Here is a 26210-nt window from a genome sequence, read left to right on the forward strand (position 1 = left end):
GGTCGACTAGTCAATTAATGGCTAGTCTCCTACTCGATTCATGAAGCATCTAATCTAATGAAATATGAAAAAAACGCTGAAGTGCTTGTAGCCATTCCTTTTCGTTATGTGTTGTATAGGTTGTTAGGGAGTGTCCCTCGTATATTCGGAATTCGTCGTTAAGCATTGTATGTCGTCCACGAGGGGTACGAATCATAGCGATTTTATTTTGTTGTTTAGAAAGTCTTGGAGCAAACTTTGCATCGTTAGCGTCATCAAAAAAACTATAGAGCAAACGCCAATTGTGTTGTGTTTGTTCGTACAGCATCCAGCCGTTCGCATCATCTTGTACAATTTTATAAAGTTCATTGCCTTCACGGTAGAGATGCCCAGCAATGAGTGGAACTGGCTTACAAGGAGCTAATGCACCTACACCAACATCGGAAATATAGGATTGGTCAGCAAAATTAACAAGCAAGAGCTGATGCATAGGGACATCTTCGGTAGGAGTATCTGCTTCAATGTTGCGCCAAAACTGTGCGTAGCGATTGGTCACAGAAAATCCGAGTTCACGAAGTAGCCAGCTAAATAAAATATTTAGCTCAAAGCAATTGCCTCCACGTTTGTGAACAATTATTTTTTGAAAAATATCAGGAATTGAGAAGGAGATGTCTTGTTTCAAGGCAACATCCAAGTTTTCATACGGGATGGTGTATAAATGTCTTGTTTGTAATTGACCAAGTAGTTTAATAGACGGCTCAGTTAAAGGTCCTTGAAAAAGAAGGTGTTTCAAATATTGCTGTATTTGTGAATTCATTAAATCGCCTCACTTCCTTATTAAATAACATAACCGAAATGGCTTGGGAATACACGTATAATATTCAAAAAGAAAATAATAGAAAATTAGATGGATAACTAGTAAAATTAATGTGTTAGCTACTATTTAGTGAACTATTTACCAATTTAGTTAATAATAAAGATTACAAGGTAGGTATATATATGACTATGACAACTAAAATGACATGGATAGAAGTAAATTCTTACGATGAAATGAGCGAAGTAGCAGCGGATATTTTCACTAAGCAATTACAAGTGAAGTCGGCAAGTATTTTAGGATTAGCAACGGGTGGTTCTCCTGTAGGGATGTATAAGGAATTAGTGAAACGCCAACAAGCTGGAACTATATCTTTTAGCGACGTTATTACGTTTAACTTAGACGAATATGTTGGTCTCGATCAATCAAGTCCAGCAAGCTATTGGACATTCATGCATGAGAATTTATTCAATCATGTGGATATTAAGGAAGAAAATATACATTTACCAAATGGTAAGGCTGAAGAGTTAGATGCTGAGTGTGTAGCATACGATGCTCGCATCAAGGAAGCCGGAGGAATTGATTTACAGCTTCTGGGTATTGGCGTTAACGGACATATTGGCTTTAATGAACCGGGCACGCCTTTTGATTCACTAACTAATATTGTAGAGCTAACTGAATCTACACGCACTGAAAATGCAATTTATTTTGATGACTTTAAAGATGTACCAACACATGCTATTACAATGGGCATTCACTCTATTATGAATGCGAAGGCAATCGTGTTAATTGCCTTTGGTGAGAAGAAACTAGAAGCTATCGAAAAATTAAAAAGTGGTATTGTGACGGAAGATTTCCCAGCAAGTCAATTATTAAACCATCCAAATGTAACGGTTATTTACGGCGGAACAAAATAAAAAATAAGCGTAGACTTTATTTTATATAAAGTCTGCGCTTTTTTATTTTGAGTTTATTGCGGCGGATAGTAGAGCCAAGGTGATGGATAGAAAGGCGAGAGCGGCGGATAGAAGAGTCAAAGTCGTGGATAGAATAGCCAGAGTCGTGGATAGGATAGCCAGAGTCGTGGATAGAAGAGTCAAAGTCGTGGATAGAATAGCCAGAGTCGTGGATAGAATAGCCAGAGTCGTGGATAGAATAGCCAGAGTCGTGGATAGAAAGGCGAGAGCGGCGGATAGAAGAGTCAAAGTCGTGGATAGAATAGCCAGAGTCGTGGATAGAATAGCCAGAGTCGTGGATAGAATAGCCAGAGTCGTGGATAGAAGAGTCAAAGTTGTGGATAGAATAGCCAAAGCGACGGATAGAAAGGCGAGAGCGACGGATAGAATAGTCAAAGTCGTGGATAGAATAGCCAGAGTCGTGGATAGCCCCGTCAAAGTCGTGGATAGAGCAGCAAAAATCGTGGATAGCCCCGTCAAAGTCGTGGATAGAGCAGCTAAAGTCACGGATAGCCCCACCAAAGAGATGGCTAGAAGAGCCAAAGTCGGACCATTCACCCGGAAGTTTAGATGTTATAGGGACTAGCTTCACTACTAATCAATGCTACAATATTGTCTATATGCTAGAATAGTGAAAACAATAGGAGGGATTAGGATGAAAAGTACCGTACCACATTTACAGAAGGGCGATACAGTAGGTCTGGTGGCTTTATCAAGTCTAGTGAAGCCCGAAATGCTAGGGGATGCGACATCCTTTCTTGATGATTTAGGCCTTCAATATATTATTGGGGATACGATTCAGGCAAAGCATGATTATCTAGCAGGTAGCGACGAAGAACGTCTAGCTGACTTTCATGAGATGGTAAAAAATCCAGAGATAAAGGCAATTTTTTGTGTGAAGGGTGGCTATGGCTCTGCTCGAATTGCGGAAAAGATTGACTATGAACTATTAGTGGAAAATCCAAAAATTATCTGGGGCTTCTCCGATCTTACATATTTACATTGCGCCATTAATGAATATGCGAATCTAGTAACGTTTCATGGGCCTCTACTTATGTCTGTAGAAAGAATAGATGCTGTATCAAAGAGAATGTTTTTACAGTTATTTTCACCGATGGAATTACAGTATACGGAGGATATTTCACCATTAACAACGATTGCACCTGGTGTAGCTCGTGGCCAGATTATTGGAGGAAATTTACGACGCCTAGTAAATACGATAGGTACAAAATTTGAAGTTCGCACGGAAGGTAGAATTTTATTGATCGAGGAGCTAGCGGAGACGATTCCACATATTGATTCGATGCTACAGCACTTAAAGCAAGCGAGAAAGCTTGAGCAGTTAGCGGGTGTTATTATTGGTTCCTTTACGCAAACAGGAGCGGATGAAGCGGCACTGTTTACTTTAATGAAGGAATATTTTGCAGATTTAGGTATTCCAGTTGTAGCAGGCTTTAAAATTGGCCATGAAGAAACAAATATTGCTATACCGTTAGGAGTAGATGCAATTTTAGATGCACAGGAAAAGGTACTGAAGATTTTGCCTGGTGTGCATTAAAAGAAGCGCTCAGCACGTAATATTGTGCTGAGCGTTTTATTTTTAATAAGGCTCTGCGCTATGTCCTTTATCTACAGCTTCTTTAGGGGCTTCATCACCATCAATATTACCGAGCGGCTTAGATGACGATGAATCATTTCGAGCTTTTTGTAATCCTTCTTTTAACAAAAGACCGTATTCTTCATCTGCTTCTTCCGCTAATGCAATCATTGCTTCTTGGATGGCTATATATATAAGAAAATAACTCTATTTCTTTAATTGCTACTTATTATGGATTGTTATATTCTTATAAAGATTTGACCTCAGAATAGCCAAAAGTGATCAATTTACTCATTTTTTTTAAAAAAAGCCCTATTGAATATGAAAACAGAAAAACGGATAAATAAAATATAAATAAACGATTCTATAAAACTTGTGAATAAAATAAATACATATCTGCTAAAAATTCCTAATTCTATTTTATTTGTTAAATAGTTTTGTATTGACCAACCAAAGAATAAATTTTTATAACTAAGAAGTAAAAATAGTCCTAATAATATAACCCAATACATTGTAGACATTTCAAAATGAGTTCCTTTTTTTAACATAATATAACCCACCCTTCGTTATTCCGAATAGTCAGAAAGAATATTACGTTTTATCATAAACTCTCTATATACTTTCATAAATATATTTTTTTGTTATAAAAATAGGCGAAAACTTAGCGGCAGTGCTCACCGTGACGACACCTATCCCAAACTTATTAAAAATAATAGCATTAATTCCGAAATATTCAGAATCAGCTTTTTCAGGTTTTTTAACATCTTTTGATAAACTTAAAATGAACATAAACAAACTTTAAAGATTAATTTGTCGAATGTTTCTTATAATAGGAGTTTTTAAATGAATATGAGGAGAGATAGAAAATGCTACATAACGGTTTAACTATACTGGATTTTTAATCATGTTAATTTTCGGTGGAGTATTATTGCTAAGATGGTTTCTTCATGTTGCTACTTTATTCGTTAAAGCAAGATGAGGTAATTATATGCACATAAAAAGCTCTCCTACACATCAGATGTAAGAGAGCTGTTTAATTAAAGAATATCTTGCAGATTTAGGTATTCCAGTTGTAGCAGGCTTTAAAATTGGCCATGAAGAAACAAATATTGCTATTCCGTTAGGAGTAGATGCAATTTTAGATGCACAGGAAAAGGTACTGAAGATTTTGCCTGGTGTGCATTAAAAGAAACACTCAGCACTTTATATTGTGCTGAGTGTTTTATTATGAATATTAATAAGGCTCTGCGCCATGTCCTTTATCTACAGCTTCTTTAGGGGCTTCATCTCCATCAATATTACCGAGCGGCTTAGATGAAGATGAATCATTTCGAGCTTTTTGTAATCCTTCTTTTAATAAAAGACCGTATTCTTCATCTGCTTCTTCCGCTAATGCAATCATTGCTTCTTGGATGGCTTTATTACAAACTGATAAATCACGAATTAAATTTTCAAGCAGCTCATCTCGCTCCCACTGTTCAAAATTGCGATATGTTTCTCCAGCTTGCTTCGTGTTACTTTGACGATCAATGGATTCCCGAACGAGATTGCCTTCCACTAGTGGTGTATATTCCTTAGCTGTTTGTGTAGCTTCCTTTAAACCATTTAACATCGAAGGCTCATAGTTAATATGAGGATTTTGCCCTGGAGCTAAATCACGCTTGTACATCATTTGACCACCGTTTTGATTGGTTGCTACTCGTTTTTTAGGAGCATTGATAGGAAGCTGTAAATAGTTCGCACCTACACGATGACGCTGTGTATCAGAGTAAGAGAAGGTACGACCCTGTAACATTTTATCATCCGAGAAATCCAATCCATCCACAAGTACACCTGTACCGAAAGTGGCCTGTTCAACCTCAGCAAAATAATCTTCTGGATTTTTGTTTAACACCATTTTACCTACTGGAAGCCATGGGAATTGATCATTAGGCCAAAGCTTCGTATCATCTAGTGGATCAAAATCGAGCTCGGGGTGTGGCCCATCCTCCATAATTTGTACGTTTAATTCCCATTCAGGATAATCACCGTTTTTAATTGCGTCGTATAAATCCTGTGTGGCATGATTGAAGTTTTTCTTTTGGATTTCTTCCGCTTCTTTTTGTGTTAAGTTTTTAATGCCCTGTAGTGGCTCCCAATGGTATTTTACTAATACCGCTTTACCTTCACTATTAACCCATTTATACGTATTAACACCAGAACCCTGCATCATTCGATAGTTAGCTGGAATCCCCCAAGGCGAATAAACGAATGTCACCATATGGAAGGTTTCTGGAGAGCTTGCACAGAAATCAAAAAAACGTTCAACGTCTTGAATATTTGTAATGGGATCAGGCTTAAAAGCGTGAATCATATCAGGGAATTTCATGGCATCACGGATAAAGAAGATTTTTAAATTATTGCCAACTAAATCCCAGTTACCATCCTCAGTATAGAACTTTACAGCAAAGCCTCGTGGATCACGTAATGTTTCTGGTGAATGGCCGCCGTGAATAACTGTTGAGAAGCGCACAAAAACGGGCGTCTGCTTACCCTTATCCTGAAATACTTTTGCTCTTGTATACTTAGAAATAGGCTCATCCCCAACAACACCGTATGTCTCAAAATAGCCATGTGCCCCTGCACCTCGGGCATGTACAACACGCTCAGGTACTCTTTCACGGTCAAAGTGACTTATTTTCTCTATAAAATCATAGTTTTCAAGTGTTGCAGGTCCACGATTACTGACAGTTCGTATATTTTGATTGTTAGTAATAGGGTGTCCTTGTCGATTTGTCAAAGTCATGTCATGCTCGTTTGTTGAATCATGTTGTTTTGTCATTGTTTAGCCCCTTTCTTTAGATATATCCATTGTGTACATGTTAGTGAACAAATAGACATGAAAAAACTCTCCTTCACATGAGATGGAAGAGAGCTAAAGAATGCTTTTTTTAGGGGGTTTCATACCATAAACAATGGTCTAATAAATTGATTTTATTTTAAATTTAGTCTTTCTACCTCACCTTTTAAAAAGCTCTCTTACACACAAGATGTAAGAGAGCTATTTGGATGGCTTTTTCAAATAATTGTAAGTTGTTTGAGTATGGCCATTGCTTATAGTTGGTTATTAGTCATTGGTCATACAGTAACAGGTAACTTGTCATTGGTTTAGTTAAGTTAGCACCAAAAGCTAGTTTTGAAAACAGCACATCCAATTCAATATGAAGTCTCATCGACCCCATAAATCTATTGTATACAGTTTCAAGTGATATGAAAAGCTCAAAGCGTCAAGTACAGGTCTCCCACCTTAAAATTTCAGCAAAAGCAAATATGGAATTCAAACGACTAGCGAAATATTTACTGAAAATTTCGAAAACAAACTGTATAATTAAGTAAAAGATGGAACTTCGATTCGATTCAATCGTATACATAGTAAGGAACATTAAATTTGAAGAGTAGGGGGGATTATATGAATAGGAAAAATATAACTGTTATGATAGTGACATTTATTCTAGAAGTTATTATTACGTATTTTATTGCCTCATTTTTCTCTGTAAGATTCATCGAAGTAATGTTTTTTACTGGTATGGCTTTTGCTGGAGGAGCGTTTTACTTTTCAAGTAGTGGTGGAGCAATGTCTAGGTTATATGCTTCTCAGGTTAGTGGGAAAACAGGTATTATTCAGAAAAGAGAACGCTTCACTTATACAATAGGTCCAGTATTTACTGCTTCATTTATCTTCTTTTTAATTGGATTAGTATTCTTTGTTCTACTTGTTTGGGGAATAATTCCGCCAAGCGAAACTTAAATTATAAACTAAAACAGGAGCGTTAATTGAATAAAACCTATAGAGACCTCTTCGTGATGAACTACACCTCAATTGTTTGACACTAACTAACGATTGGAGATGCAGTTCATGATGGGACTGATATCGATTCAGGAAAATTTGAATTTAATTATGATTTAACAAAGTAATACAAAAAGCATCTCTAAATGAGCTACATCCCCAATTGTTAAACACAATTGGGGTACAGTTCAAAAAGGATGCTTTTTTATTGAGTATTTTACGACCTGATTAGAAATAACGAGAATCATCGAAATCGATTTCAACACTATAATTCTTTGTATTGATAAGATTCGATAATTTATGTGCATCTTTTTCAAGTGTAATCGCACGTTCACGGTACTCATCTGGTTCATACATAGCCATTTCATAAAGCATTGTATTTTCACCATAGCCCATGCGTACACTTTCTTTTTCATGCATGCTAAACTGTTTGCAAAGTTCGGCATCTGCACGAAGCTGTGTTGCGAGCTCAATCGCTTCAACTAAAGCTAGTTTTCCGCCTTTAAAGTCTACTGAGTTTTTTATATTTGCTTCATATACTAAACGATCCAATGTACGAACATCGAGACGTACTTGAGCTAATTCAGCTTCAATTACTTTCATTGCACGATTACTTGTTTTGGGTGTTTGTCCTTTTTCAATAGTTACGAAGGCGCTACGATGTAATTCGCTAACAAGCTCCTGAACTTTTTTTGATAAAATACTTTTTAGCTTAACGGCTTCTGCAAGATTAATCATGAAAACACGTCCTTTTACAATGTAGTAGATGGTGCTGCGTTTGATAATAAGGCTATTTTATAATCGCCGCCATGAATTTGATTAAACATTTTGCCAGCAGATGCAAGAAGTTCTTCCGCATTTTCTTCTGACAGTGATGGGCGAAGGTAGAAAATATGTAGAGCCTCAGTCGTTTCTTCTGAAACAGACGTACGTTTAGAATCGACAAATGGTGACCCAAATGCTCCTTCAGCATCACCGCTATAGAGGATATTTTTTAATGAATTAAAACGCCCATTTAAGCCCTCATAGCCAGTTTCCTCGTTGCCAAGTGCAATGTCTATATTCCCTTTTAGTTTAGCTATATCATATAAGCCTACTGGAATTTCATATTGCAAGGAGAAGAGGTTATTTAAATCAACACCAGAGTGAAGCGGTGTTAAATAATTTTGCTTACTAATTCTGCGCATTAAGCTTTCTGCTGAGTGACGATAACGATTAGGATCAGCGCCAAGCTCTCTCCATAATCGTCGCCATTCTGCGATACCGTCACGTTGTGTTACAGGATTATCGTGCATTTCTAAATAGAGATTTTCCTGATACAATTGCATGCGGCCTTTAATCATTTGAGGCGATTCTGCAACGACAATTTTGGTATAATGAATAATGCCGATTTTTAGCTCGGGATGTTGTGTCAATAGAGATTGATTAATTGAAATTTGCATAAAACATCACCTACTTTGTTTATTTCAATTATTGTACCATGTAAGGAGTTGGAAATAAAATGAACATACATGACCTACAACGTGAATTTGTGGCGTATGCAATGTCCATTGGTGTAGATAAAATTGGCTTTACAACAGCAGCTCCATTTACAGAATTAAAAAATCGACTGCGCCGCCAACAAGAGCTTGGCTATCAGTCGGGCTTTGAAGAAAGTGATATTGAAAAACGTACCGAACCCCTACAATTGTTGGAGGGAGCAGAAAGTATTGTGGCGATAGCTGTAGCCTATCCGTCGCGTATGCAAAATGCACCTGTTGGCAAGAAGGGAGCAAGGCGTGGGATTTTTTGCCGCGCTTCATGGGGTGTCGATTATCATACAGCATTACGTGAGCGACTGAAATTATTATCTGCTTGGCTTGAAGCACGAATAGAAGGTGTACGCATTGAATCAATGGTGGATACAGGTGCACTTGTGGATAGGGCAGTAGCAGAACGCGCAGGAATAGGCTGGGGCGGGAAAAACTGCTCGATTATTACGCCTGAGTTTGGTTCCTACGTCTATTTGGGGGAGCTTATTACGAATATACCCTTCGCACCCGATAAGCCTATGGAGGATGAATGTGGAGATTGCCGTTTATGTTTAGATGTTTGTCCAACAGGTGCGTTAATCGAAGGGGGACAGCTAAACTCTCAACGTTGTATAGCCTTTTTAACGCAAACGAAGGGAACATTGCCTGATGAGTTTCGTAGTCATATTGGTAATCGTTTGTATGGCTGTGATACGTGCCAGACCGTATGCCCAAAAAATAAAGGAAAGATTAACTGGATACACGAGGAATTTAAGCCTGATCCAGAGCTAGCAAAGCCACTACTCGTGCCACTTTTAACGATTTCAAATCGTGACTTTAAAGAAAAGTTTGGACATGTCTCAGGTTCATGGCGGGGGAAGAAGCCTATTCAACGTAATGCTATTTTGGCACTCGCACATTTTAAAGAGGAGGCTGCTGTACCAGATTTAGTAGCACTTCTTAAAAAGGACGAACGACCTGTTATTCGAGGAACGGCAGCATGGGCTTTAGGTAAAATCGGCGGGGAGCAGGCTCAATCTGCATTACTTGAAGCAAAAGTAAAAGAACAAGACGAGGAAGTACTTGTTGAAATTAACAAAGGTTTACAATTTTTTAGTTAAGGAAGTGTACCGTTATGCCATTGCATATCGTTTTATATCAACCAGAAATTCCAGCGAATACGGGAAATATTGCACGCACATGTGCTGGAACAAATACCTCATTACATTTAATCCGCCCACTAGGCTTTTCTACAGACGATAAAATGCTAAAACGTGCGGGCTTGGATTATTGGCATAGTGTTAATGTCGTGTATCATGATTCACTAGAAGATTTTTTAGAGGCATCAAAAAATGGCGACGTTTATTTAATTGAGACATATAGTGAAGAGCCATTTACGACACATGATTTTAGTGATAAAGATCGTGATATTTACTTTATGTTTGGAAAAGAAACGACTGGCTTACCAAAGGATTTTGCGTATGAGCGTCGAGAAATGTGCTTACGCATTCCACAGAGTGAGCATGTCCGTTCACTAAATTTATCGAATACAGCAGCAATTGTTATTTATGAAGCGTTGCGTCAACAGGGATACCCAGGGTTAAATTAAAGAGGCTGGGACATAACTGGTCAAAACCTCAAAAGCGCGGGAAATCAATTTAGAAACATTGATTTCTCGCGCTTTTCTGATGTGAAATTTTTTTATTTTATTTCTGCATGCGACGGAAAGAACCCATCAAGTGACGGAAAGAACTTCCCAAGCGACGGAAAGAACCCGTCAAGCGACGGAAGGAAACCCGTCAAGCAACGGAAAGAACCCTTCAAGCGACGGAAAGAAACCCGTCAAGCAACGGAAAGAACCCGTCAAGCGACGGAAAGAACCCATCAAGTGACGGAAAGAACTTCGCAAGCGACGGAAAGCCCGTCAAGCGACGGATACAATCCTCAAACTGACTGACGGAAAGACCCGCACCACTTTTAAAATTTCAATAAAACAACATTACCTGCTGGATCCTCTGTTTGGAATCCTCCATCTATATTAGTAACCGGTGCACCAATTGCACGAAGATTTTCTTTCATTGTTGCTGCTTGTTCTTCATTGTCTAGACGCAGTGAAAATGTTTTTAAGCCAACCATATTTTCACCAAGCTTTGGTGCGTTTTCAGAGTGCCAAGTGTTTAAACCGATATGATGGTGATAGCGGCCAGTTGAGATAAATAATGCTTGTGCACCGTAGCGAGTGACAACATCAAATCCTAATCCCTTTGTATAAAATTCCTCTGCGGCAGCTAAATTAGATACTGATAAATGAATATGCCCCATAACCGTATTAGTAGGCAGACCATTCCATCTACCATCACCTTCCTCTAATATAGAGTGAATTTTAAGAGGTTCAGTAACCATATGAACTTGGTCGAAATGCCAAGTCCATTCACTTTCAGGGCGATCAACATAAACCTCGATGCCGTTTTTATCAGGATCATTTAAATATAATGCTTCACTTACATCGTGGTCGGATGCTCCGAAGTACACGCCGTTGTTATGGAAATGAGAAATGATATTGGCTAAATCACGACGAGTAGGCAATAAAATTGCAAAGTGATAGAGTCCAGTTGTTAAGCTCGTTTTTTCTTCCACTGTTTCGGGTTGGACGATTGTTAGTAAAGCCGTTTTGCCATCTGCTGTTAAAGTTGCTTTATGAGATTCCTGATGTAAAACTTTAAAGCCAATTACCTCCTGATAATAAGTTAATGAACGTTGTAAATCACTCACTTTAATTTCAACATTTGTAACATATGTGTTAGGTTTTTCATGAAAATGCATAGTAGATTACCTCCAAATATAAGTTGTATTTAATTATTAAGTTACTTTATGTAAGTAAGTTTATTTTATAAAGTGTTGAAAGTCAAGTAATTATATTGTTCCAAAAAAAAGAGAAGTAACTGACGAGGTCCTTCTCAAAAAAAAGAAAATCACTAAGCATATGCATGCTTAGTGATTTCTTGAGGTATTATTTGTCTGCTCTGTAGTCGCCTTCGTAACCAGCAGTGAAAATAGCAGCTAAGAACGCTACAGTTACACCAATAATTAATAGTAAACTCATGGAAGAACCCTCCTCATGTTTATAAAGACATCTCTTTTTAGTATAGCCTATCCACTATAAAAATGAAACGATATAGCGGAATAAAATATGTCAGAAATGGTTCAGAAATAACTATTTCGGGAAAACTATAAGAGAGGTGATGATAATGGAAAAAAAAGTTCCGAATATCGAGAACGGTACAATGGCTAGAAACTTTCAAGATTTAAAGGATTTAGGAAAGCAAATGGAGCATTTACGTGATGGTTTGGAGCTTGCGGAAGACGATCGAATTCCAGACCCTATCCAAGTAGATGATCTTGAAGAGGAAACAAAAAAACATTAAGAAATTGCCCCGAAAATTTTCCTTATATTTCTTAAAACCAATTTTTTGTATAATGGAACTAGGGAAAGAAAGGGGTTGTTATTTTTGAATTTACATTCAACAAAAACGTTAGCAAATGGTGTGGAAATGCCTCGCTTTGGCTTAGGTGTCTATAAAATGACAGAGCGTGATGAAACTTTGAATGCCATTGATAAAGCTCTTCAATTTGGTTACCGAGCTATTGATACAGCATCTCTTTATGGTAATGAAACTGAGGTGGGCGAAGCTATTCGTCACTCAGGCGTTAAACGTGAAGATATTTTTGTGACGACAAAGGTTTGGAATAATGACCAAGGCTATGATGAAACATTACGTGCTTTTGAAGTATCATTAAAAAAATTAAATATGGATTATTTAGATTTATATTTAACCCATTGGGCAGTACCTGAAACATTTGAAGAAACGTATAGAGCAATTGAACGTTTATATGATGAAAAATTAATTCGTGCAACAGGTGTCTCGAATCACCATGAGCATCATTTGCAAAAATTATTAGCCAAAGCAAATATTGCACCAATGGTTAACCAAGTAGAGGTGCATCCATATTTACAGCAAGACGCATTAAGAGCATTTTGTAGTGAGCATGGAATTGCTGTTACGGCATGGTCTCCACTAGGTCGTGGTGGTGTCCTTGATCATCCAACGATTATGGAAATTGGGCGCGAAATAGGGAAGACAGCTGCACAGGTAGTCCTTCGCTGGCATTTACAAAATGATACACTTGTTATTCCGAAATCTGTTACACCTAGTCGGATTGAGGAAAACGCACAGATTTTCGATTTCGAATTAACAGTAGCTCAAATGGATAAAATGGCTACGTTAAATCGTAATGAACGATTTGGGCAGGACCCAGATCATTTTAAATTTAATTTCTAATAGAAATCCCGCTCTCTAATTAGAGAAGCGGGATTCTTAATAATATTATTTAGATTCTTTTACATAAGGAATGTAGTTAGAAAGCATTTTTGCCATATGTGCACGTGTAGCGTTGTTACCAGGCATGAATTTGCCGTTTGCGCCGCTAACAATCTTTAAGTCTTTCATAAGTGCGATAGCATTTTGTGTTTCAGCATCGTATTTAGAAACATCACTGAAATCAGCTTTTAAACCCGTTTTTGCATCATGTTGTAGGTCGTATGCACGAGCAAACATTAATGCAAGTTGAGAACGAGTTACTTTTGCATCAGGATTGAATTTACCATTTACACCTTGTACAATTCCAGCCTCAGCAAGTGCTGTAATTTCTTTTTGTGTTGCAGGATTTAAGTTAGCAATATCCGAGAATGTTGCTTGACCTTTAGCTTCAAGATGTAATGCACGTGAGATAAATGATGCAGCTTGAGCACGAGTTAAGTTTGCGTTTGGTGAATATGTTGTTGCAGAAGTACCTTTTGTTAAATCACGGTAATAAAGATCGCGAACATAGCCTTCTGTTTCCGAGCCTTTTGCAATATCTGTAAATGGAATTGTGGCAATAATACGACCTTCTACTTTTGGATCAACTTTTTTCAGTGTATCTAAGTGTTGGATAAACATTTCATAGTCAATTGTACCAGGCTCACTTACACGACCATCAGCATATACTTTTGCAAGTGTTTCGTAGCCGTCTCCACCTTTGGCAGTAAATGTATTTGTTGCAGCTTTATAGTATGCTGCTTTATCTAGCTCTTTACCATTTAATTTAATAGATTTTACACGTTTACCAGCTGGTGCTTTGCCATCAAACTCTACTTGTAAACCTGAGAAGTGTAAGAAGCCACCGAATTCTTTCGGGAAATCTTTCACACTATGTTCTACAATTTCGTAGATTTCAGCACCCGTTAATTTTACGATACCAAGCGCATTACCGAATGGCATAACTGTCATGACTTCACCAACAGTGATATCTCCTGTGTCAATACTTGCGCGGATACCACCGCCATTTTGGAATGCAAATTGTACTTCTGGATCAATTTTCTTTGCACCCGCAAGCATACCATCAGTAATTAAGTTACCAAGATTAGTTTCGCCAGCACGTACGCCCCAAAGACCACGTTTGCCATCTAGTGTCGACACAGCAGTATTGCCTGTTGATTGTTGTTTAACTGCAGTAATTTTTTCAGAATATGGAGCTAAAAGTTTAGCTGCCTCTGGATCTGCTGCTACTGGTTTTTCTTTATCATTTAAAGCATGTAATTGACCGAAGTAGTCAACAACTGCACCGTTATCGTTGAATGTTAAATCTAGTTCACCTAAATTTTCGCTATATTGACCTGTTTGAACGATAATTGTAGGGTCCTTGAATTGCGTTTCTGCTTTCACAGGCTTGTCTAATTTTGTATGTGTATGACCACCTACGATAACATCAATACCTTCTACAGTTGAAGCTAGTAATTGGTCGTTATCGAAATCTTTTGAATCATCAAAGCCTAAATGTGTTAGTGCGATAATTTTGTTAACACCTTGTTTTTCAAATTCTGCTACTGTTTTTTTTGCAGAGTCAATATAGTTTGCAAATTGAACATTAGCAACGCTTGAAATGGAAGGTGTTTCTTCAGTTGTTAAACCAAAAATACCTACTTTTTCGCCATCGACTTCTTTAATAATACCGTTATAAATTTTACCTTTTTCAAAGTCTTTTGTAACTGTTTGGAATTGTAAGCCGTCAAATAAAGAATCTTTTGAGAAATCTAAGTTAGCTCCTACTAATGGGAATTCTGCTCCCTTAACAAATTTCGCAAGTGCAGCATGTCCTTCTGGGCTTGACCCTAAATCGAACTCATGGTTACCAAATACCATTGCATCGTAGCCCATGGAGTTCATTAACTTCATATCAACTTCTCCAGAAAATTGATTGAAGTAGAGAGTACCAGAGAAAACATCACCAGCATCTAAAAGAAGTGAGTTTGGATTCGCAGCACGAAGTTCTTTTACTTTTGTTGCACGCTGTGGAGCAGCTTCAACGTGTGCATGCGTATCATTTGAGTGTAGAATTGTTAACTTGAAATCATCCTTCTTAGCTGTTGGTGTTGTGTCTGCAGCGTGTGCAGCAAAACCGGGTGTAGCTAGTAAACTCGCAGCTAGAGTTGTTGCTGCAATACTTTTAACCCATTTCATCAATAAATTCCTCCTCATAATATGTCAGATGACTGACAATTTACTCTATTCTATCATGAAAGAAATCCATCGTCATTACCAATAATGGAAATGTATATTAAATTTACTGTAAAAAATAAACGAAGAAATGGTAAATGCTATATTTATACTTTTTTATAATTAAAAGTAAAAAGTTTGAAGTAAAGGATCATTACTATAACGTGGGGGTGATTTCCGTTCAGACTGGGTGCTTCCTGGGGTCTTCGATGAGCCGCTTTTGTCGCTGCTGTCGTTGCACTTTCGCACGTCAGAAACAAAAAAGGCATGAAAAAACTGCACCTCCAATTGTTAGCTAATGTCTAACAATGGGAAGTGCAGTGCGGTAATTACTGTTGATCTTTTACAACGATTTGTTTATTTAAAAATGGATGCTCGAATTCCAATTGAATGGCATGGAGTTCATAGTCACCACTTGCAGTTTCTCTTGCTCCATACATCGTATCACCAATAATCGGATGACCGATATGTGCTAAATGTACACGGATTTGATGTGTTCTACCCGTTTCTAGAATTAAATGGACAACACAAGAATTTTTATAGCGAGCGACAACCTCATAGTGTGTTACTGCATGCTGTCCCGTTTTTGAAACAACACGTCTTGTTGCATGGTGTCGGTCTTTTCCGATAGATTCGGCGATTGTGCCTGTTGAAGAACGTAGATTTCCTTGTACCTCTGCTGCGTAAGTTCGAATTATGGATTTTTCTTCGATCATACGATCAAAAATTGACTTAGCCAGTGGATGCTTTGCTACAAGTAACAAACCCTGTGTCCCTCTATCTAATCGATGCACATGCTCTGCATAAGTGCCACCCTGCTCTTTAATGTGTGCGATAACATGATTCATACAAGTATGGGTATCACGTGCATCATTTGGATGGGTCGACATGCCTTTTGGTTTAGAAACGATCAAGCAGTGATCATCCTCATAGACGACATCTATAGCACAAACCGGTGTCGGTTGATAATTAGATGGTGGAATAGGAAATGTAAATTTTATAATAGTTCCTGCCTGTAGTGGATCTTTCCATTGAATAGGCTCTCCGTCAACTGTTGTGATAGCCTTTGCCATTCGCAATTCATGGACCAGTTTTTTACCGAGTCGCCAATGATTGCGTAATAGGTCCTCGACTGTCAAATTATTAGTATTTATTTCATAATGAAACATATATCTTCCTCCGTAGAAAAGACCGTATTCCTAACTTAGAACACGGCCCCTTAATTAATTTGTTGTTTTACTAGCTTTCATTAAATAGAAGCTTGCCCCTGCAATTAAAATAAAAGCAGTTAACGCTAAAAATGGTATTGTAATAAAACCTAGCCAATTAATATATTGTCCTGTGCATGAAACAGCGCCACAAGCAGGTGCAGATTCAGCTAAGAAACTAAGCTTTTGAATTCCATAATGGTATAGTGATACACTGCCGCCCATAATGGCAAAAACAGCAGTTGTTACAGCGATACGTGCATTTTTTTGAATAAAGGCAATAGTAGTCATAATGACAATTGGATACATGAAAATCCGTTGGACCCAACACATTTTACAAGGTTCATAATGACGAATTTCAGAAAAGTATAAGGAACCTAGTGTAGCAACGACAGAGACAATCCAAATAAATAATAAGCCATTTTCCTCTTTTTTAGACATATAACTTCTCCCCTTATTATAACCATGTACTTGTTCGATTATAGTTGTTCTAGTTTTAGAAGTAAATTACCTTAACAAAGATAAGCAAAATACTTTTCTTATGAATTTCAGACTAAAGTATGAATGGCTGAGGCAGACGTTCCAGACTTTGAAATGTTATCATAAAATTAGTAATGCCGAAGAAGAGGTGTTTTTGTGAGGGAAAATGAGCATTCCAATATTAGTATTTTAAAAGAAATTGCAGAGTTATTAAATGAAGAAACTGAAATAGTGGCGATGTTAAAGGGAGCACTTGTGAAGTTTTTAAATGGCACAAATTTTGAAACAGGCTGGATTTTTTTTATCGATGAAAAAGGGCGGTCAGAGCTTGTTGTCCATGAAAATTTACCGGAGGCATTGGCGTATAAAGGTTGCCATTATTTAGAAAAAGGAGGCTGCTGGTGTGTTTCTCGTTATCGTAATGAGGAATTAAAAAAAGCTTCTAATATTATTGAGTGTCAACGAATTGAAAGCGCAATATCAGCAAATGTTGGTGATCACGAGGGCATTACACACCATGCAACAGTGCCACTTCAATCGGGACAAGAGCGTTTTGGTGTCTTAAATGTTGCATCAAAGGATACCGTGCGTTTTTCAGAAGAAGAGCTAGCATTACTTGAATCGGTTGCATTTCAGATGGGATCAGCTATTAAGCGAATTTTACTGACAAAACAGGAGCAAGAAATGGCACTTGTAAAGGAGCGTAACCGTCTAGCTAGAGATTTACATGATTCTGTAAACCAGTTACTTTTCTCAGTTACTTTAACTGCGAGAGCTGGTATTGAAATGACGGATGATTGTGATGTTAAGGAAACATTTAAAGAGATTCAGCATTTAACACAGGATGCCTTAACGGAAATGCGTGCTCTTATTTGGCAGCTCCGTCCAAAAGGATTAGAAAATGGTTTACTTGAAGCGATAAAAGTGTATGCTGAAATGCTTGGCTTGAAGCTTCATGTAACAGTCTCAGGTGTACTGCAATTTCCTTCACGGATCGAAGAAACATTATTTCGAGTAGCTCAAGAAGCACTTAATAATGTTCGTCGTCATGCTGGTGTACTGGAAGTGGCACTTTATATTACGGTCACTTCTACGGATATTCTACTTGTTATTCGTGATGAGGGACGAGGCTTCGTCATCGATAACAACACGAAGCTACTTTCAATGGGCTTGCAATCTATAAAGGATCGTGCAAAATCAGTTGGTGGTACAGCTGACTGGGTGAGTGAACTTGGAAGAGGAACAGAGCTATTAATCCGCTTACCATATTAAGGGGGGAAAGAATGATACGTGTATTAATCGCAGACGACCATCATGTTGTGCGTCGTGGATTATTATTTTTCTTAAAAACACAGAAAGATATTGAAGTTGTAGGAGAAGCGAAAAATGGACTGGAGGCAGTAGCTTTAGCAGAAAGTATACAGCCAGATATTATACTCATGGACTTAGTTATGCCTGAAATGGATGGTATTCAGGCAACGAAGCGCATTAAAGCTAAGTTTCCACAAATAGAAATTTTAATGCTTACAAGCTTTTCAGACCGTGATCATGTGGTGCCAGCAATGGAGGCTGGAGCGGCAGGGTATCAGTTAAAAGATATTGAGCCTGATGAATTGGTATTGTCTATTCGGCGTATTATGCGAGGCGAAAACACATTACATCCAGAAGCAACAACGACTCTTGAAATGGACCGTCAAGAATCTAAAAATGCACCTCATGTGTTAAATCCACTAACGCCTCGTGAACAGGATGTGCTTGCAGAGCTTACAAAAGGGAAAAGTAATCGAGAAATTGCGTCCTCCTTATTCGTTACAGAAAAAACAGTGAAAACTCATATTTCTAATATTTTCACGAAGCTACATGTACAGGATCGAACTCAGGCGGCTCTTTATGCTGTGAAGCACGGGCTGACGGAGGGTAGTGGTGTATAAAGGTTAATGAATAGTACAGACCTTGAAAAATAAGTAAACGGCGAGTTCCTACAAAGTGTAGTAGCCCGTCGTTTTTTAATGAATGAAACTATAAAAATACTTAAAATAGATAGAGGATTAGTAATTAAAATGCGGTTAACATAGAAAAAATAAAGTAAGGAGTACAAACATGAAATTAGAGCGTCTTTTAACGATGACGATGATTTTAATCAATCGAAAAAAGGTGAAGGCCCAGGAGCTAGCCGATTTATTTAATGTGTCAGTCCGTACTATTTACCGGGATATTGAAACGCTGAGCTGTGCTGGGGTTCCTGTCATGAGCCAACAGGGTGTTAATGGTGGTATAAGTTTAATTGATGGTTATCGTGTCGATAAGCAAGTGCTGACGAAGGAGGAGCTCGCGTCACTTTCTATTGCTATCAAAAGTGCACTAACAACATATGAAGATTCACATGCCGAAGCAGTGCTTGAAAAATTAACGAGTGTTGCTGATGAAAAAGTGAAACAATCGATTGATCAACTATTTATTGACCTAAGCCCTTGGGGACCGAATGTCATTTTTAAGGATCAGATTACATTATTAAAAAAAGCAATTGAACACGCGCATTGTGTAAGTTTCTCCTATTCTACTACACATGGTCGCATAACAAATCGCTTATTGGAGCCACATACGTTAGTCCAAAAAGGGAAGGTTTGGTATGTTTACGGCTATTGCACATGGAGAGAAGATTTTCGCTTCTTTAAAATTTCGAGAATGAAAAATTTAAAAGAAGAGATGACGACCTTCCAGCGTAAAGAAGTCAACTTATCCGAACTTCCATGGGATAAAAAGTGGCATGACCCTCAAAATGTAGTCAACCTTACGTTGTCTTTCGATGCGGCAATAACAACATTAGTAGAAGAATCATTTGGCGCTGAGCATGTAGATCATGAGAGTTCAACTATTAACATTGCATTGCCTGAGGACGAATGGCTATATGGCTTTCTTCTTAGCTTTGGTCATCGCGTAAAAGTGTTAGAACCACCTCATATAAGTGAGATTGTGCAAAAACGAGCACAGGAAATTGTGCAGTTGTATAAATAAAAATAATTTCCATGCAATTGATGACATACAGATGTCAGGTTTCCTTTGTTATAGTCATAACAAATAGAACGAAGGGTGGATTTAATTATGCAAAGTTATTGTCAAAGTTGTGGAATGCCATTGGTGGATGAGGCATTACTTGGTACAGAAAAAGAAGGACACAAAAATCAGGATTATTGCACATATTGTTATGAATTAGGAGAGTTTAAGCAGCCAAATCTGACAGTTGAAGAAATGATCGAAATTGGTGTGCCGCATTTAAAGGAAGATGGAATGGCGGAAGAAGAAGCACGTCAAATGTTGGCATCTTTTTTACCAAGCTTAAAAAGATGGCGAACACATGAAATAAAAGAACCGGTTGTGATGAATAAAGAATCATTTCAAATCGTAGGAATCTCAACGCGAACAAGCAATGCGAATGAAATAACTTCTCAAGCAAAAATCCCACAATTATGGACGAACTTTTATCAGCAAGATGTAGTAGGGCAAATACCTAATCCAGTAAACCAAGTAACATACGGTCTATATTCTGACTATGAAACGGATGTTAATGGAGAGTATTCAATTACACTTGGAATGGAAGTATTAGCTGCAGATGAAGTTCCAGAAGGGATGGTTGTAAAAACAGTGCCAGCTGCCAACTATTTAGTATTTACTTCTGACAAAGGTCCATTTGTAGAAGTTGTCGTGAAAGCTTGGCAGGATGTCTGGGCTTGGTTCGCAAACTCAGGGGTAGAACGAACGTACACTGGTGACTTTGAACTGTACGATGAACGCTGCGCCAACCCACAAGAAGCGCAGGTCGATCTTTATATTGCGATTAAATAAAAAACAAGTCTCTTACCAATCATTTGGTAGGAGACTTGTTGTCATTTGCTGGGGGATTTAATTCAACATGAGGTTCAATATGCACAAGAACCTCACAGAAGGAACATTCTCTCATAACAGTTTTTTCAATTTCTTCAGTGATGCGGTGGCTTTCTAAAACATTTAAATAAGGATCAACTGAAACGGTCACGTCTATAAAATACATATTGCCATGTGAGCGGCCTTTAAAATCCAAAAGCTCGATCACATCGTCAACATTACGTATTAATACAGATAATGTTTCGACTTCGTCAATATCAAAGGCATCTGTGAGACTCTGAACAGCCTCCCAAAAAATTTCTACGGCTGTTTTAATAATAAGAAGAGCGACAAGCAGTGCTGTTAGTGTATCGATAATAGGAAAACCAAAAATTGCGCCAAAAATCCCGATTGCTGTACCTATACTTACAAGGGCATCCGAACGATTATCATAGGCTGCCGCTTTAACAGCAGCGCTTTTTATTTTTTTGGATAATGCCAAATTATAGCGATAAACAATATACATCACTACCGCACTTCCGATTGCCACATAGGCCGTTAATAGCGATGGTTCTGTGCCAGCTGGCTCCCAAAGACTTTTGATCGAATTAACAAGTACCTGTAAGCCAACAACTAGCATAATAAACGATGCAACAAGCGACGCAACGGTTTCTGCACGTAAATGCCCATATTGGTGATTAGAGTCAGGTGGTATTTGGGCAATTCGCAATCCAATGAGTACAGCAATGGAGGCGATGATATCAGTTGTATTGTTAAGTCCATCTGCTTTTAGTGCTTCCGATGTTCCGATATAGCCAATCGTTAGCTTGATCGAGCTCAGTATTATATATGTACCGATTGATAACCAAGCACCTTTTTCCCCTTGCCGTAAATTTGTATAGAGCTCCATTTTGTTTCCTCCTTGCAAAACTTTCGGGCATTATAAAACGACCCCCTTCTCGTGTAAGGGAGTCGTTTTTTGCGTAAATATTAACTTTATATCAGTAGAAGCCCCACCATTATAGGTTGTGAGCTAAAAACCATTTTTATAGCCTGAATCATACAAGCATGATTTTAATCGTACCACAGCAAATACGACAAGGCAATTTAATTATAGTCTACATCGTTTTCATTTGATAAATCACGTTCAGGTAATTTCAGAACTTCTAAGTATAAAATATGGTGAGTATCTAATTCTTTTGCGATAAATTCATAACCTTGCTCTTCAATACTGTCTCCTTCGACCGCATCAAAGCGCTTTGTCATGAACCAACCACCAATTGTATCAATATCATCATCTTCTATGTCAGTACCTAGCATATCATTAACATTTTCTAGTAGCATCTTTGCATCTAAAATAAAATGATTTTCTGCAATTTCCTGAACCTCTGGGATTTCATCTTCATCGAATTCATCTTGAATGTCGCCGACAATTTCCTCGATAATATCTTCAATTGTAACTAGACCAGATGTTCCGCCATATTCATCCATTAAAATGGCCATATGAATGCGTTCACGCTGTATTTTAAGTAGCAAATCATTAATTTGCGTGGTTTCCATAACGCGAATAATCGGCTGCATATAGTCAATCACTAGTTTATCGCCATTTGCTGGGTCTTTAATATAAGCGGTTAATAAGTGCTTCATATTGACTAAGCCGATAATATGGTCCTTGTCACCATCGATAATTGGGTAACGCGTATATTGCTCAACACCCATTAAATCGAAAACTTCTTTAATCGTAAGTTCTTTTTCAATTCCGACGATTTCAGTACGTGGGACCATGATTTCTTTCGCAAGGCGATCAGAGAACTCAAAAATACTGTTAACATATTCATATTCTGCGTTATTAATTTCTCCACCTTTTAAACTATCCGACAAAATCATACGTAACTCTTCTTCAGTGTGGGCTACTTCTGATTCTGACATCATTTTTAAGCCGAAAAGACCTGTTAAAGCACGTGCAGATCCGTTCAACAGCTTAATGATCGGATAAGTAATATTGTGGAATAAAATTAATGGGCCAGCAAGATGTAATGTGACAAATTCTGCTTTTTGGATGGCTAATGTTTTTGGCGCCAATTCCCCCATAACTACATGCATAAACGTTACAATTGAGAACGCAAGAATAAATGAAAGGATAGATGTAAAGCTATCACTCAGATTTAGAAATTCAAACACTGGATTCAAGATGATCTTAAATGTAGGCTCACCAAGCCAACCTAGAAATAAAGCAGTGATGGTAATACCTAACTGACATGCAGATAAGTATTCATCTAAATCTGAAACAACACGTTTTGCATTTTTTGCTTTTTTATTTCCTTCTGCAAGCAATTGATCAATACGTGTAGTCCTTACTTTAACGATTGCAAATTCAGTTGCAACGAAAAATCCTGTCATTATTATTAGTAGGGCGAATGCCGCCAACCTTATGGTTATTCCCAATATGTCTCCGTCCAAATAATTCCTTTGTCCCCGCCCGAATGAGGGAAGTAAACAAAGTGTACACCTCCTATGATTTAAAAAATTGTTGGATGATTTAATCATAAAATATTTACAGGCAAAACACAAATATTGACATCAATTTTTTTACTTGAATTTCAATTCGTAAATTGGAAAAAAATAATATTTTCAAGTATCAAATGATTGAAATTAAAAATCCGTTATGCTAACTTTAAATGGAGCAAAGAAGATAGTTTGTTTAGAGAAAGAAGCATATGCATCTCATATATAACGACACGTCAAAAATCTCAAGAGAGCTTTACTTGCAGATTTTTTTAAATGAATTATTTTAATAGCAACCAAAAAGGAGCCATCTCATTCGTATGAGGTGGCTCTTTATAATGAGGGTGATTTCCGTTCCAGGCTACTCGCTTGCCTATGTGGGAACGTTGAGCCTCTTCCTTCGCTAATGTTATTGCTGTTGCTACGTAGCACTTCGCTTTCGCACAGATTTACTGAAATTTCGTTTGTCAGTTTGTCACTATATATTAAAGTGACATGCCAGAAGATACATGCTAAGCAAAGTGGTTGATTGGAGTGGAGACTGAGCGACTCCTTGGGGATCAGCGTCACAGATGAGACCCTGGAGCGAGCAACGCGAGTGAAGCGGCTCATCGGACGCCCCCAGGAAAGCGCTCAGTCGGAACGGAAATCAACCCCTCTTTTCGCCGAAGAGCCATCTCATTCATATGAGGTGGCTCCTTCTGTTTGCACTATTTTTATTCTTGTTGAAAACGTAATTTCAAGCACGCTTTTTCCACATCGTGTAGCGTTTCTTTTAACGGTATTTCACCTGAATAAAGTGAAATGGTAACAGGTGCTTTTTCTGTGATACCTTGCTGTGTAAAAATATAATTTTTGCCGTTATACGTTAAATAGATATTCTTAACAGGTCTTTTACCTAAAGTACTAGAAGATGAATTGAAAAAGGCTTTTAATTGACTACAATATTCATTGTAAAAATCACTTTTAAAGCCAGAAAGAGCCTCAAATTTTTTACTATCAATAGTGTCAGCTTCATTCGCTAACTCGAAAATTTTAGCGGAAAATTCGGAAAAAACTTCTTATACTTTTGTACGAATTAATGCTTTTGAATTATAACTGTTTAAGTCATCCGAAAGAGTGACTTTACTCATTGAAATTGCCCCTTCAAAAAAAACATTTGATACTTGATAACATAAATGTATAAAAATAAAAAGGGAATTTCAATATACTTAAACAATTTTAAGATAATAGCAGTGCTTAAAATAGTAAAAAAGATGTGTATTTATACAGTGTGGGTACAGGAAAATATACTTTTGTTAGTCGTAAATATGGTACAACATGAGCTCATGAATCATTTTTTTTACATCCTCTTCATTTGGAGGGATAGCTTCACTCCATTGGATAACGCCATCTTTTAAGTACTCCGCTGTATAACGTTCACGTTGATAAAAGAATGATATAGACCATCCCGGGAGCTGAGAATTTTCAAATAAAGGCTTAAAGCTGAAATGCTGAATCATAACCAAACCCCATTTCTTATATATGTAGTTTTATTATTCAAGGATAGTGGTAATTTTGCAACTATCACCTTAAAGAATTGGAATGTGTGTAGAGATGTGTATGATTAGATATAATTAAATAGAGATATTTCTTTCGTCGAAAATCATTGCTCTGCTATAATGAGTGCATTAGGCGACAAAATACGCCAATTGTGAATACAATTGAAATGAGAGGATACTAATGGATAATTTTTTAGTGACATTATTATTTATGGCAGTCATTGGAGCTGCAATCGGTGGTGTAACGAATCATCTAGCCATTAAAATGCTTTTTCGACCACACGAAGCTATTTATATTAAAAATTGGCGAGTACCATTTACACCTGGCCTTATTCCAAAGAGACGTGATGAATTAGCAAAACAACTTGGACTGACAGTTGTGAATTATTTATTAACACCTGAAACCTTTAGAAAGAAATTTTTCTCAAAAGATATTCAAGATAAGGTGGAACAATTTGTTCAAACAAAGGTAGAGGAAACGATTTTTACAAATGATAAAACGATTCAGGATTGGCTAACATTAGCTGGATTTTCCAATATGCCAGCAACAATTGAACAAAAGGTTGAAGCAATTGTTGAGGGACAATTTGAATCAGTTAAGAATACACTATCAACGAAATCAATTCGTACACTACTATCAGCAGATATTCAAAATGCAATTGATGCAAAGATTCCATTAGCGGTTGGTCATATTTTAGAAAAGGGTGAGGATTATTTTTTATCACCTGAGGGCGAGATGACAATTAAGGCGATGATTGATGACTTCTTATCATCAAAAGGATCGCTTGGCGGAATGATTAATATGTTTTTAGGTGATTCTTCTTCGCTCGTAGCAAAGGTCCAGCGTGAGCTTGTGAAATTTATGCAAGCACCAGGAACATCAGCGTTATTAACGAAAATTTTTACGCAGGAATGGGAGAAATTAAAAGAGCGCCCAGCGATGGATTTCATGCAGGATATTCATTTTGAACCGATATTATCAAAATTACAAACTTATGTAAAAGAGCAATTAGCAGTTGAAGAGCGCTTAAATCATCCAATTTCGCATTACTGGCCAGAAGGTAATTCATGGATGAAGGAAACAATAATTCCACAAGTTATCGAAAAAGCTTTTGTAAAAGCTGAAGACAAATTAGAGGATGTTTTGGAACGTTTAAATCTACAAGAAGTAGTACGAGAGCAGGTGGATTCTTTCCCAGTAGAGAAGTTAGAGGAGCTTGTACTAGGTATTTCAAAGCGTGAATTTAAAATGATTACAGTACTTGGTGCAGTTCTTGGTGGATTGATTGGGATTGTGCAAGGGTTAATAGTCTACTTTATTTAAAAAGGGGAAATG

General features: G+C 37.5%; 26 protein-coding genes and 1 pseudogene. 13 read left to right on the forward strand and 14 right to left on the reverse strand.

Features of this window, described 5'->3' with window-relative positions; genetic code table 11:
* Positions 1-49: 49 nt before the first annotated feature.
* Positions 50-796 carry an arylamine N-acetyltransferase gene (locus tag ACB089_RS03145; RefSeq protein ID WP_374965265.1) on the reverse strand — a complete coding sequence of 249 codons (747 nt, stop codon included), beginning with the start codon at positions 794-796 and terminating at the stop codon, positions 50-52.
* A gap of 200 nt (positions 797-996) precedes the next feature.
* Between ACB089_RS03145 and nagB the strand changes: the two genes are divergently transcribed.
* Positions 997-1710, forward strand: a complete 714-nt coding sequence (gene nagB, locus ACB089_RS03150) for a glucosamine-6-phosphate deaminase (RefSeq protein WP_374967654.1) — start codon at positions 997-999, stop codon at positions 1708-1710.
* 16 nt (positions 1711-1726) lie between these two features.
* On the opposite strand, the gene ACB089_RS03155 is transcribed toward nagB, so the two are convergent.
* Positions 1727-2341: a hypothetical protein gene (locus ACB089_RS03155; RefSeq protein WP_374965266.1), complete on the reverse strand. Its 615-nt coding sequence runs from the start codon at positions 2339-2341 to the stop codon at positions 1727-1729.
* 63 nt (positions 2342-2404) lie between these two features.
* Between ACB089_RS03155 and ACB089_RS03160 the strand changes: the two genes are divergently transcribed.
* On the forward strand, positions 2405-3307 hold the full coding sequence (locus ACB089_RS03160) for an LD-carboxypeptidase (protein ID WP_368637028.1): 903 nt from the start codon (positions 2405-2407) through the stop codon (positions 3305-3307).
* A gap of 42 nt (positions 3308-3349) precedes the next feature.
* Here ACB089_RS03160 and ACB089_RS03165 read toward each other — a convergent pair whose 3' ends face one another.
* Positions 3350-3517, reverse strand: coding sequence for a hypothetical protein (locus tag ACB089_RS03165; RefSeq protein ID WP_374965267.1), 168 nt, complete (start codon positions 3515-3517; stop codon positions 3350-3352).
* Between the two features lie 116 nt (positions 3518-3633).
* Complete coding sequence (locus ACB089_RS03170; protein WP_374965268.1) at positions 3634-3894, reverse strand: hypothetical protein; 261 nt, start codon at positions 3892-3894, stop codon at positions 3634-3636.
* A 485-nt stretch (positions 3895-4379) separates the two neighbouring features.
* On the opposite strand from ACB089_RS03170, the pseudogene ACB089_RS03175 reads away from it, so the two are divergent.
* A pseudogene (locus tag ACB089_RS03175) lies at positions 4380-4532 on the forward strand (LD-carboxypeptidase); the annotation flags it as partial.
* Positions 4533-4580: 48 nt separating this feature from the next.
* On the opposite strand, the gene ACB089_RS03180 reads toward ACB089_RS03175, so the two are convergent.
* Positions 4581-6167, reverse strand: a complete 1587-nt coding sequence (locus ACB089_RS03180) for a catalase (protein WP_374965269.1) — start codon at positions 6165-6167, stop codon at positions 4581-4583.
* Positions 6168-6794: 627 nt separating this feature from the next.
* Here ACB089_RS03180 and ACB089_RS03185 point away from each other — a divergent pair.
* A complete protein-coding gene (locus ACB089_RS03185; RefSeq protein ID WP_374965270.1) occupies positions 6795-7133 on the forward strand; it encodes a hypothetical protein in 339 nt (112 codons plus the stop codon).
* A gap of 267 nt (positions 7134-7400) precedes the next feature.
* Here the strand turns inward: ACB089_RS03185 and ACB089_RS03190 are convergent, their stop codons facing one another.
* Both ACB089_RS03190 and ACB089_RS03195 read right to left on the reverse strand, forming a co-directional pair.
* The gene (locus tag ACB089_RS03190) at positions 7401-7910 is read right to left on the reverse strand and encodes a hypothetical protein (protein WP_374965271.1); all 510 of its coding nucleotides are present in this window, start codon (positions 7908-7910) and stop codon (positions 7401-7403) included.
* A 14-nt stretch (positions 7911-7924) separates the two neighbouring features.
* Positions 7925-8614 carry a B3/4 domain-containing protein gene (locus ACB089_RS03195; RefSeq protein ID WP_374965272.1) on the reverse strand — a complete coding sequence of 230 codons (690 nt, stop codon included), beginning with the start codon at positions 8612-8614 and terminating at the stop codon, positions 7925-7927.
* A gap of 59 nt (positions 8615-8673) precedes the next feature.
* Here ACB089_RS03195 and queG point away from each other — a divergent pair, with 59 nt between their 5' ends.
* Positions 8674-9804, forward strand: a complete 1131-nt coding sequence (queG, locus tag ACB089_RS03200; protein WP_068986053.1) for a tRNA epoxyqueuosine(34) reductase QueG — start codon at positions 8674-8676, stop codon at positions 9802-9804.
* Positions 9805-9818: 14 nt separating this feature from the next.
* A complete protein-coding gene (gene trmL, locus ACB089_RS03205) occupies positions 9819-10292 on the forward strand; it encodes a tRNA (uridine(34)/cytosine(34)/5-carboxymethylaminomethyluridine(34)-2'-O)-methyltransferase TrmL (protein ID WP_368637035.1) in 474 nt (157 codons plus the stop codon).
* 368 nt (positions 10293-10660) lie between these two features.
* Here trmL and ACB089_RS03210 read toward each other — a convergent pair whose 3' ends face one another.
* On the reverse strand, positions 10661-11506 hold the full coding sequence (locus ACB089_RS03210) for a VOC family protein (protein WP_374965273.1): 846 nt from the start codon (positions 11504-11506) through the stop codon (positions 10661-10663).
* Positions 11507-11931: 425 nt separating this feature from the next.
* Between ACB089_RS03210 and ACB089_RS03215 the strand changes: the two genes are divergently transcribed.
* Both ACB089_RS03215 and ACB089_RS03220 read left to right on the forward strand, forming a co-directional pair.
* Positions 11932-12108 (forward strand): hypothetical protein, encoded by a 177-nt coding sequence (locus ACB089_RS03215; RefSeq protein ID WP_374965274.1) that lies wholly within the window; start codon positions 11932-11934, stop codon positions 12106-12108.
* An 84-nt stretch (positions 12109-12192) separates the two neighbouring features.
* Positions 12193-13023, forward strand: a complete 831-nt coding sequence (locus tag ACB089_RS03220) for an aldo/keto reductase (protein ID WP_374965275.1) — start codon at positions 12193-12195, stop codon at positions 13021-13023.
* A gap of 45 nt (positions 13024-13068) precedes the next feature.
* Here ACB089_RS03220 and ACB089_RS03225 read toward each other — a convergent pair whose 3' ends face one another.
* The 3 genes from ACB089_RS03225 to ACB089_RS03235 form a co-directional block, all read right to left on the reverse strand.
* Entirely contained in the window at positions 13069-15243 is a 2175-nt protein-coding gene (locus ACB089_RS03225) for a 5'-nucleotidase C-terminal domain-containing protein (protein ID WP_374965276.1), read from the reverse strand.
* A gap of 365 nt (positions 15244-15608) precedes the next feature.
* The gene (locus tag ACB089_RS03230) at positions 15609-16448 is read right to left on the reverse strand and encodes an RluA family pseudouridine synthase (RefSeq protein WP_374965277.1); all 840 of its coding nucleotides are present in this window, start codon (positions 16446-16448) and stop codon (positions 15609-15611) included.
* A gap of 54 nt (positions 16449-16502) precedes the next feature.
* The gene (locus ACB089_RS03235) at positions 16503-16928 is read right to left on the reverse strand and encodes a disulfide oxidoreductase (RefSeq protein ID WP_374965278.1); all 426 of its coding nucleotides are present in this window, start codon (positions 16926-16928) and stop codon (positions 16503-16505) included.
* Positions 16929-17123: 195 nt separating this feature from the next.
* Between ACB089_RS03235 and ACB089_RS03240 the strand changes: the two genes are divergently transcribed.
* From ACB089_RS03240 to ACB089_RS03255, 4 genes are all read left to right on the forward strand, one after another.
* Complete coding sequence (locus ACB089_RS03240; RefSeq protein WP_374965279.1) at positions 17124-18239, forward strand: GAF domain-containing sensor histidine kinase; 1116 nt, start codon at positions 17124-17126, stop codon at positions 18237-18239.
* An 11-nt stretch (positions 18240-18250) separates the two neighbouring features.
* Positions 18251-18898: a response regulator transcription factor gene (locus ACB089_RS03245; protein WP_068986043.1), complete on the forward strand. Its 648-nt coding sequence runs from the start codon at positions 18251-18253 to the stop codon at positions 18896-18898.
* A 169-nt stretch (positions 18899-19067) separates the two neighbouring features.
* Positions 19068-19982, forward strand: coding sequence for a helix-turn-helix transcriptional regulator (locus ACB089_RS03250; protein WP_374965280.1), 915 nt, complete (start codon positions 19068-19070; stop codon positions 19980-19982).
* A gap of 87 nt (positions 19983-20069) precedes the next feature.
* Positions 20070-20810: an effector binding domain-containing protein gene (locus ACB089_RS03255; protein WP_374965281.1), complete on the forward strand. Its 741-nt coding sequence runs from the start codon at positions 20070-20072 to the stop codon at positions 20808-20810.
* A 19-nt stretch (positions 20811-20829) separates the two neighbouring features.
* On the opposite strand, the gene ACB089_RS03260 is transcribed toward ACB089_RS03255, so the two are convergent.
* The 3 genes from ACB089_RS03260 to ACB089_RS03270 form a co-directional block, all read right to left on the reverse strand.
* A complete protein-coding gene (locus tag ACB089_RS03260; protein ID WP_374965282.1) occupies positions 20830-21738 on the reverse strand; it encodes a cation diffusion facilitator family transporter in 909 nt (302 codons plus the stop codon).
* A gap of 197 nt (positions 21739-21935) precedes the next feature.
* Positions 21936-23228 (reverse strand): hemolysin family protein, encoded by a 1293-nt coding sequence (locus ACB089_RS03265; protein ID WP_374967655.1) that lies wholly within the window; start codon positions 23226-23228, stop codon positions 21936-21938.
* A gap of 1403 nt (positions 23229-24631) precedes the next feature.
* Positions 24632-24835 carry a YheE family protein gene (locus tag ACB089_RS03270; RefSeq protein WP_368637052.1) on the reverse strand — a complete coding sequence of 68 codons (204 nt, stop codon included), beginning with the start codon at positions 24833-24835 and terminating at the stop codon, positions 24632-24634.
* 220 nt (positions 24836-25055) lie between these two features.
* Between ACB089_RS03270 and ACB089_RS03275 the strand changes: the two genes are divergently transcribed.
* Positions 25056-26198 carry a DUF445 domain-containing protein gene (locus tag ACB089_RS03275; protein WP_374965283.1) on the forward strand — a complete coding sequence of 381 codons (1143 nt, stop codon included), beginning with the start codon at positions 25056-25058 and terminating at the stop codon, positions 26196-26198.
* Positions 26199-26210 lie beyond the last annotated feature (12 nt).

The sequence above is a fragment of the Lysinibacillus sp. RS10 genome (assembly GCF_041956855.1).
Taxonomy (GTDB): Bacteria; Bacillota; Bacilli; order Bacillales_A; family Planococcaceae; genus Lysinibacillus; species Lysinibacillus xylanilyticus_A.

Excerpts from the sequence above, each read along its gene's own strand:
- ACB089_RS03145 (WP_374965265.1), bottom strand. The coding sequence starts at position 796 with ATGAATTCACAAATACAGCAATATTTGAAACACCTTCTTTTTCAAGGA.
- nagB (WP_374967654.1), top strand. The coding sequence starts at position 997 with ATGACATGGATAGAAGTAAATTCTTACGATGAAATGAGCGAAGTAGCA.
- ACB089_RS03160 (WP_368637028.1), top strand. The coding sequence starts at position 2,405 with ATGAAAAGTACCGTACCACATTTACAGAAGGGCGATACAGTAGGTCTG.
- ACB089_RS03165 (WP_374965267.1), bottom strand. The coding sequence starts at position 3,517 with ATGATTGCATTAGCGGAAGAAGCAGATGAAGAATACGGTCTTTTGTTA.
- ACB089_RS03170 (WP_374965268.1), bottom strand. The coding sequence starts at position 3,894 with ATGTTAAAAAAAGGAACTCATTTTGAAATGTCTACAATGTATTGGGTT.
- ACB089_RS03180 (WP_374965269.1), bottom strand. The coding sequence starts at position 6,167 with ATGACAAAACAACATGATTCAACAAACGAGCATGACATGACTTTGACA.
- ACB089_RS03185 (WP_374965270.1), top strand. The coding sequence starts at position 6,795 with ATGAATAGGAAAAATATAACTGTTATGATAGTGACATTTATTCTAGAA.
- ACB089_RS03190 (WP_374965271.1), bottom strand. The coding sequence starts at position 7,910 with ATGATTAATCTTGCAGAAGCCGTTAAGCTAAAAAGTATTTTATCAAAA.
- ACB089_RS03195 (WP_374965272.1), bottom strand. The coding sequence starts at position 8,614 with ATGCAAATTTCAATTAATCAATCTCTATTGACACAACATCCCGAGCTA.
- queG (WP_068986053.1), top strand. The coding sequence starts at position 8,674 with ATGAACATACATGACCTACAACGTGAATTTGTGGCGTATGCAATGTCC.
- trmL (WP_368637035.1), top strand. The coding sequence starts at position 9,819 with ATGCCATTGCATATCGTTTTATATCAACCAGAAATTCCAGCGAATACG.
- ACB089_RS03210 (WP_374965273.1), bottom strand. The coding sequence starts at position 11,506 with ATGCATTTTCATGAAAAACCTAACACATATGTTACAAATGTTGAAATT.
- ACB089_RS03215 (WP_374965274.1), top strand. The coding sequence starts at position 11,932 with ATGGAAAAAAAAGTTCCGAATATCGAGAACGGTACAATGGCTAGAAAC.
- ACB089_RS03225 (WP_374965276.1), bottom strand. The coding sequence starts at position 15,243 with ATGAAATGGGTTAAAAGTATTGCAGCAACAACTCTAGCTGCGAGTTTA.
- ACB089_RS03230 (WP_374965277.1), bottom strand. The coding sequence starts at position 16,448 with ATGTTTCATTATGAAATAAATACTAATAATTTGACAGTCGAGGACCTA.
- ACB089_RS03235 (WP_374965278.1), bottom strand. The coding sequence starts at position 16,928 with ATGTCTAAAAAAGAGGAAAATGGCTTATTATTTATTTGGATTGTCTCT.
- ACB089_RS03245 (WP_068986043.1), top strand. The coding sequence starts at position 18,251 with ATGATACGTGTATTAATCGCAGACGACCATCATGTTGTGCGTCGTGGA.
- ACB089_RS03250 (WP_374965280.1), top strand. The coding sequence starts at position 19,068 with ATGAAATTAGAGCGTCTTTTAACGATGACGATGATTTTAATCAATCGA.
- ACB089_RS03255 (WP_374965281.1), top strand. The coding sequence starts at position 20,070 with ATGCAAAGTTATTGTCAAAGTTGTGGAATGCCATTGGTGGATGAGGCA.
- ACB089_RS03260 (WP_374965282.1), bottom strand. The coding sequence starts at position 21,738 with ATGGAGCTCTATACAAATTTACGGCAAGGGGAAAAAGGTGCTTGGTTA.
- ACB089_RS03265 (WP_374967655.1), bottom strand. The coding sequence starts at position 23,228 with ATGACAGGATTTTTCGTTGCAACTGAATTTGCAATCGTTAAAGTAAGG.
- ACB089_RS03270 (WP_368637052.1), bottom strand. The coding sequence starts at position 24,835 with ATGATTCAGCATTTCAGCTTTAAGCCTTTATTTGAAAATTCTCAGCTC.
- ACB089_RS03275 (WP_374965283.1), top strand. The coding sequence starts at position 25,056 with ATGGATAATTTTTTAGTGACATTATTATTTATGGCAGTCATTGGAGCT.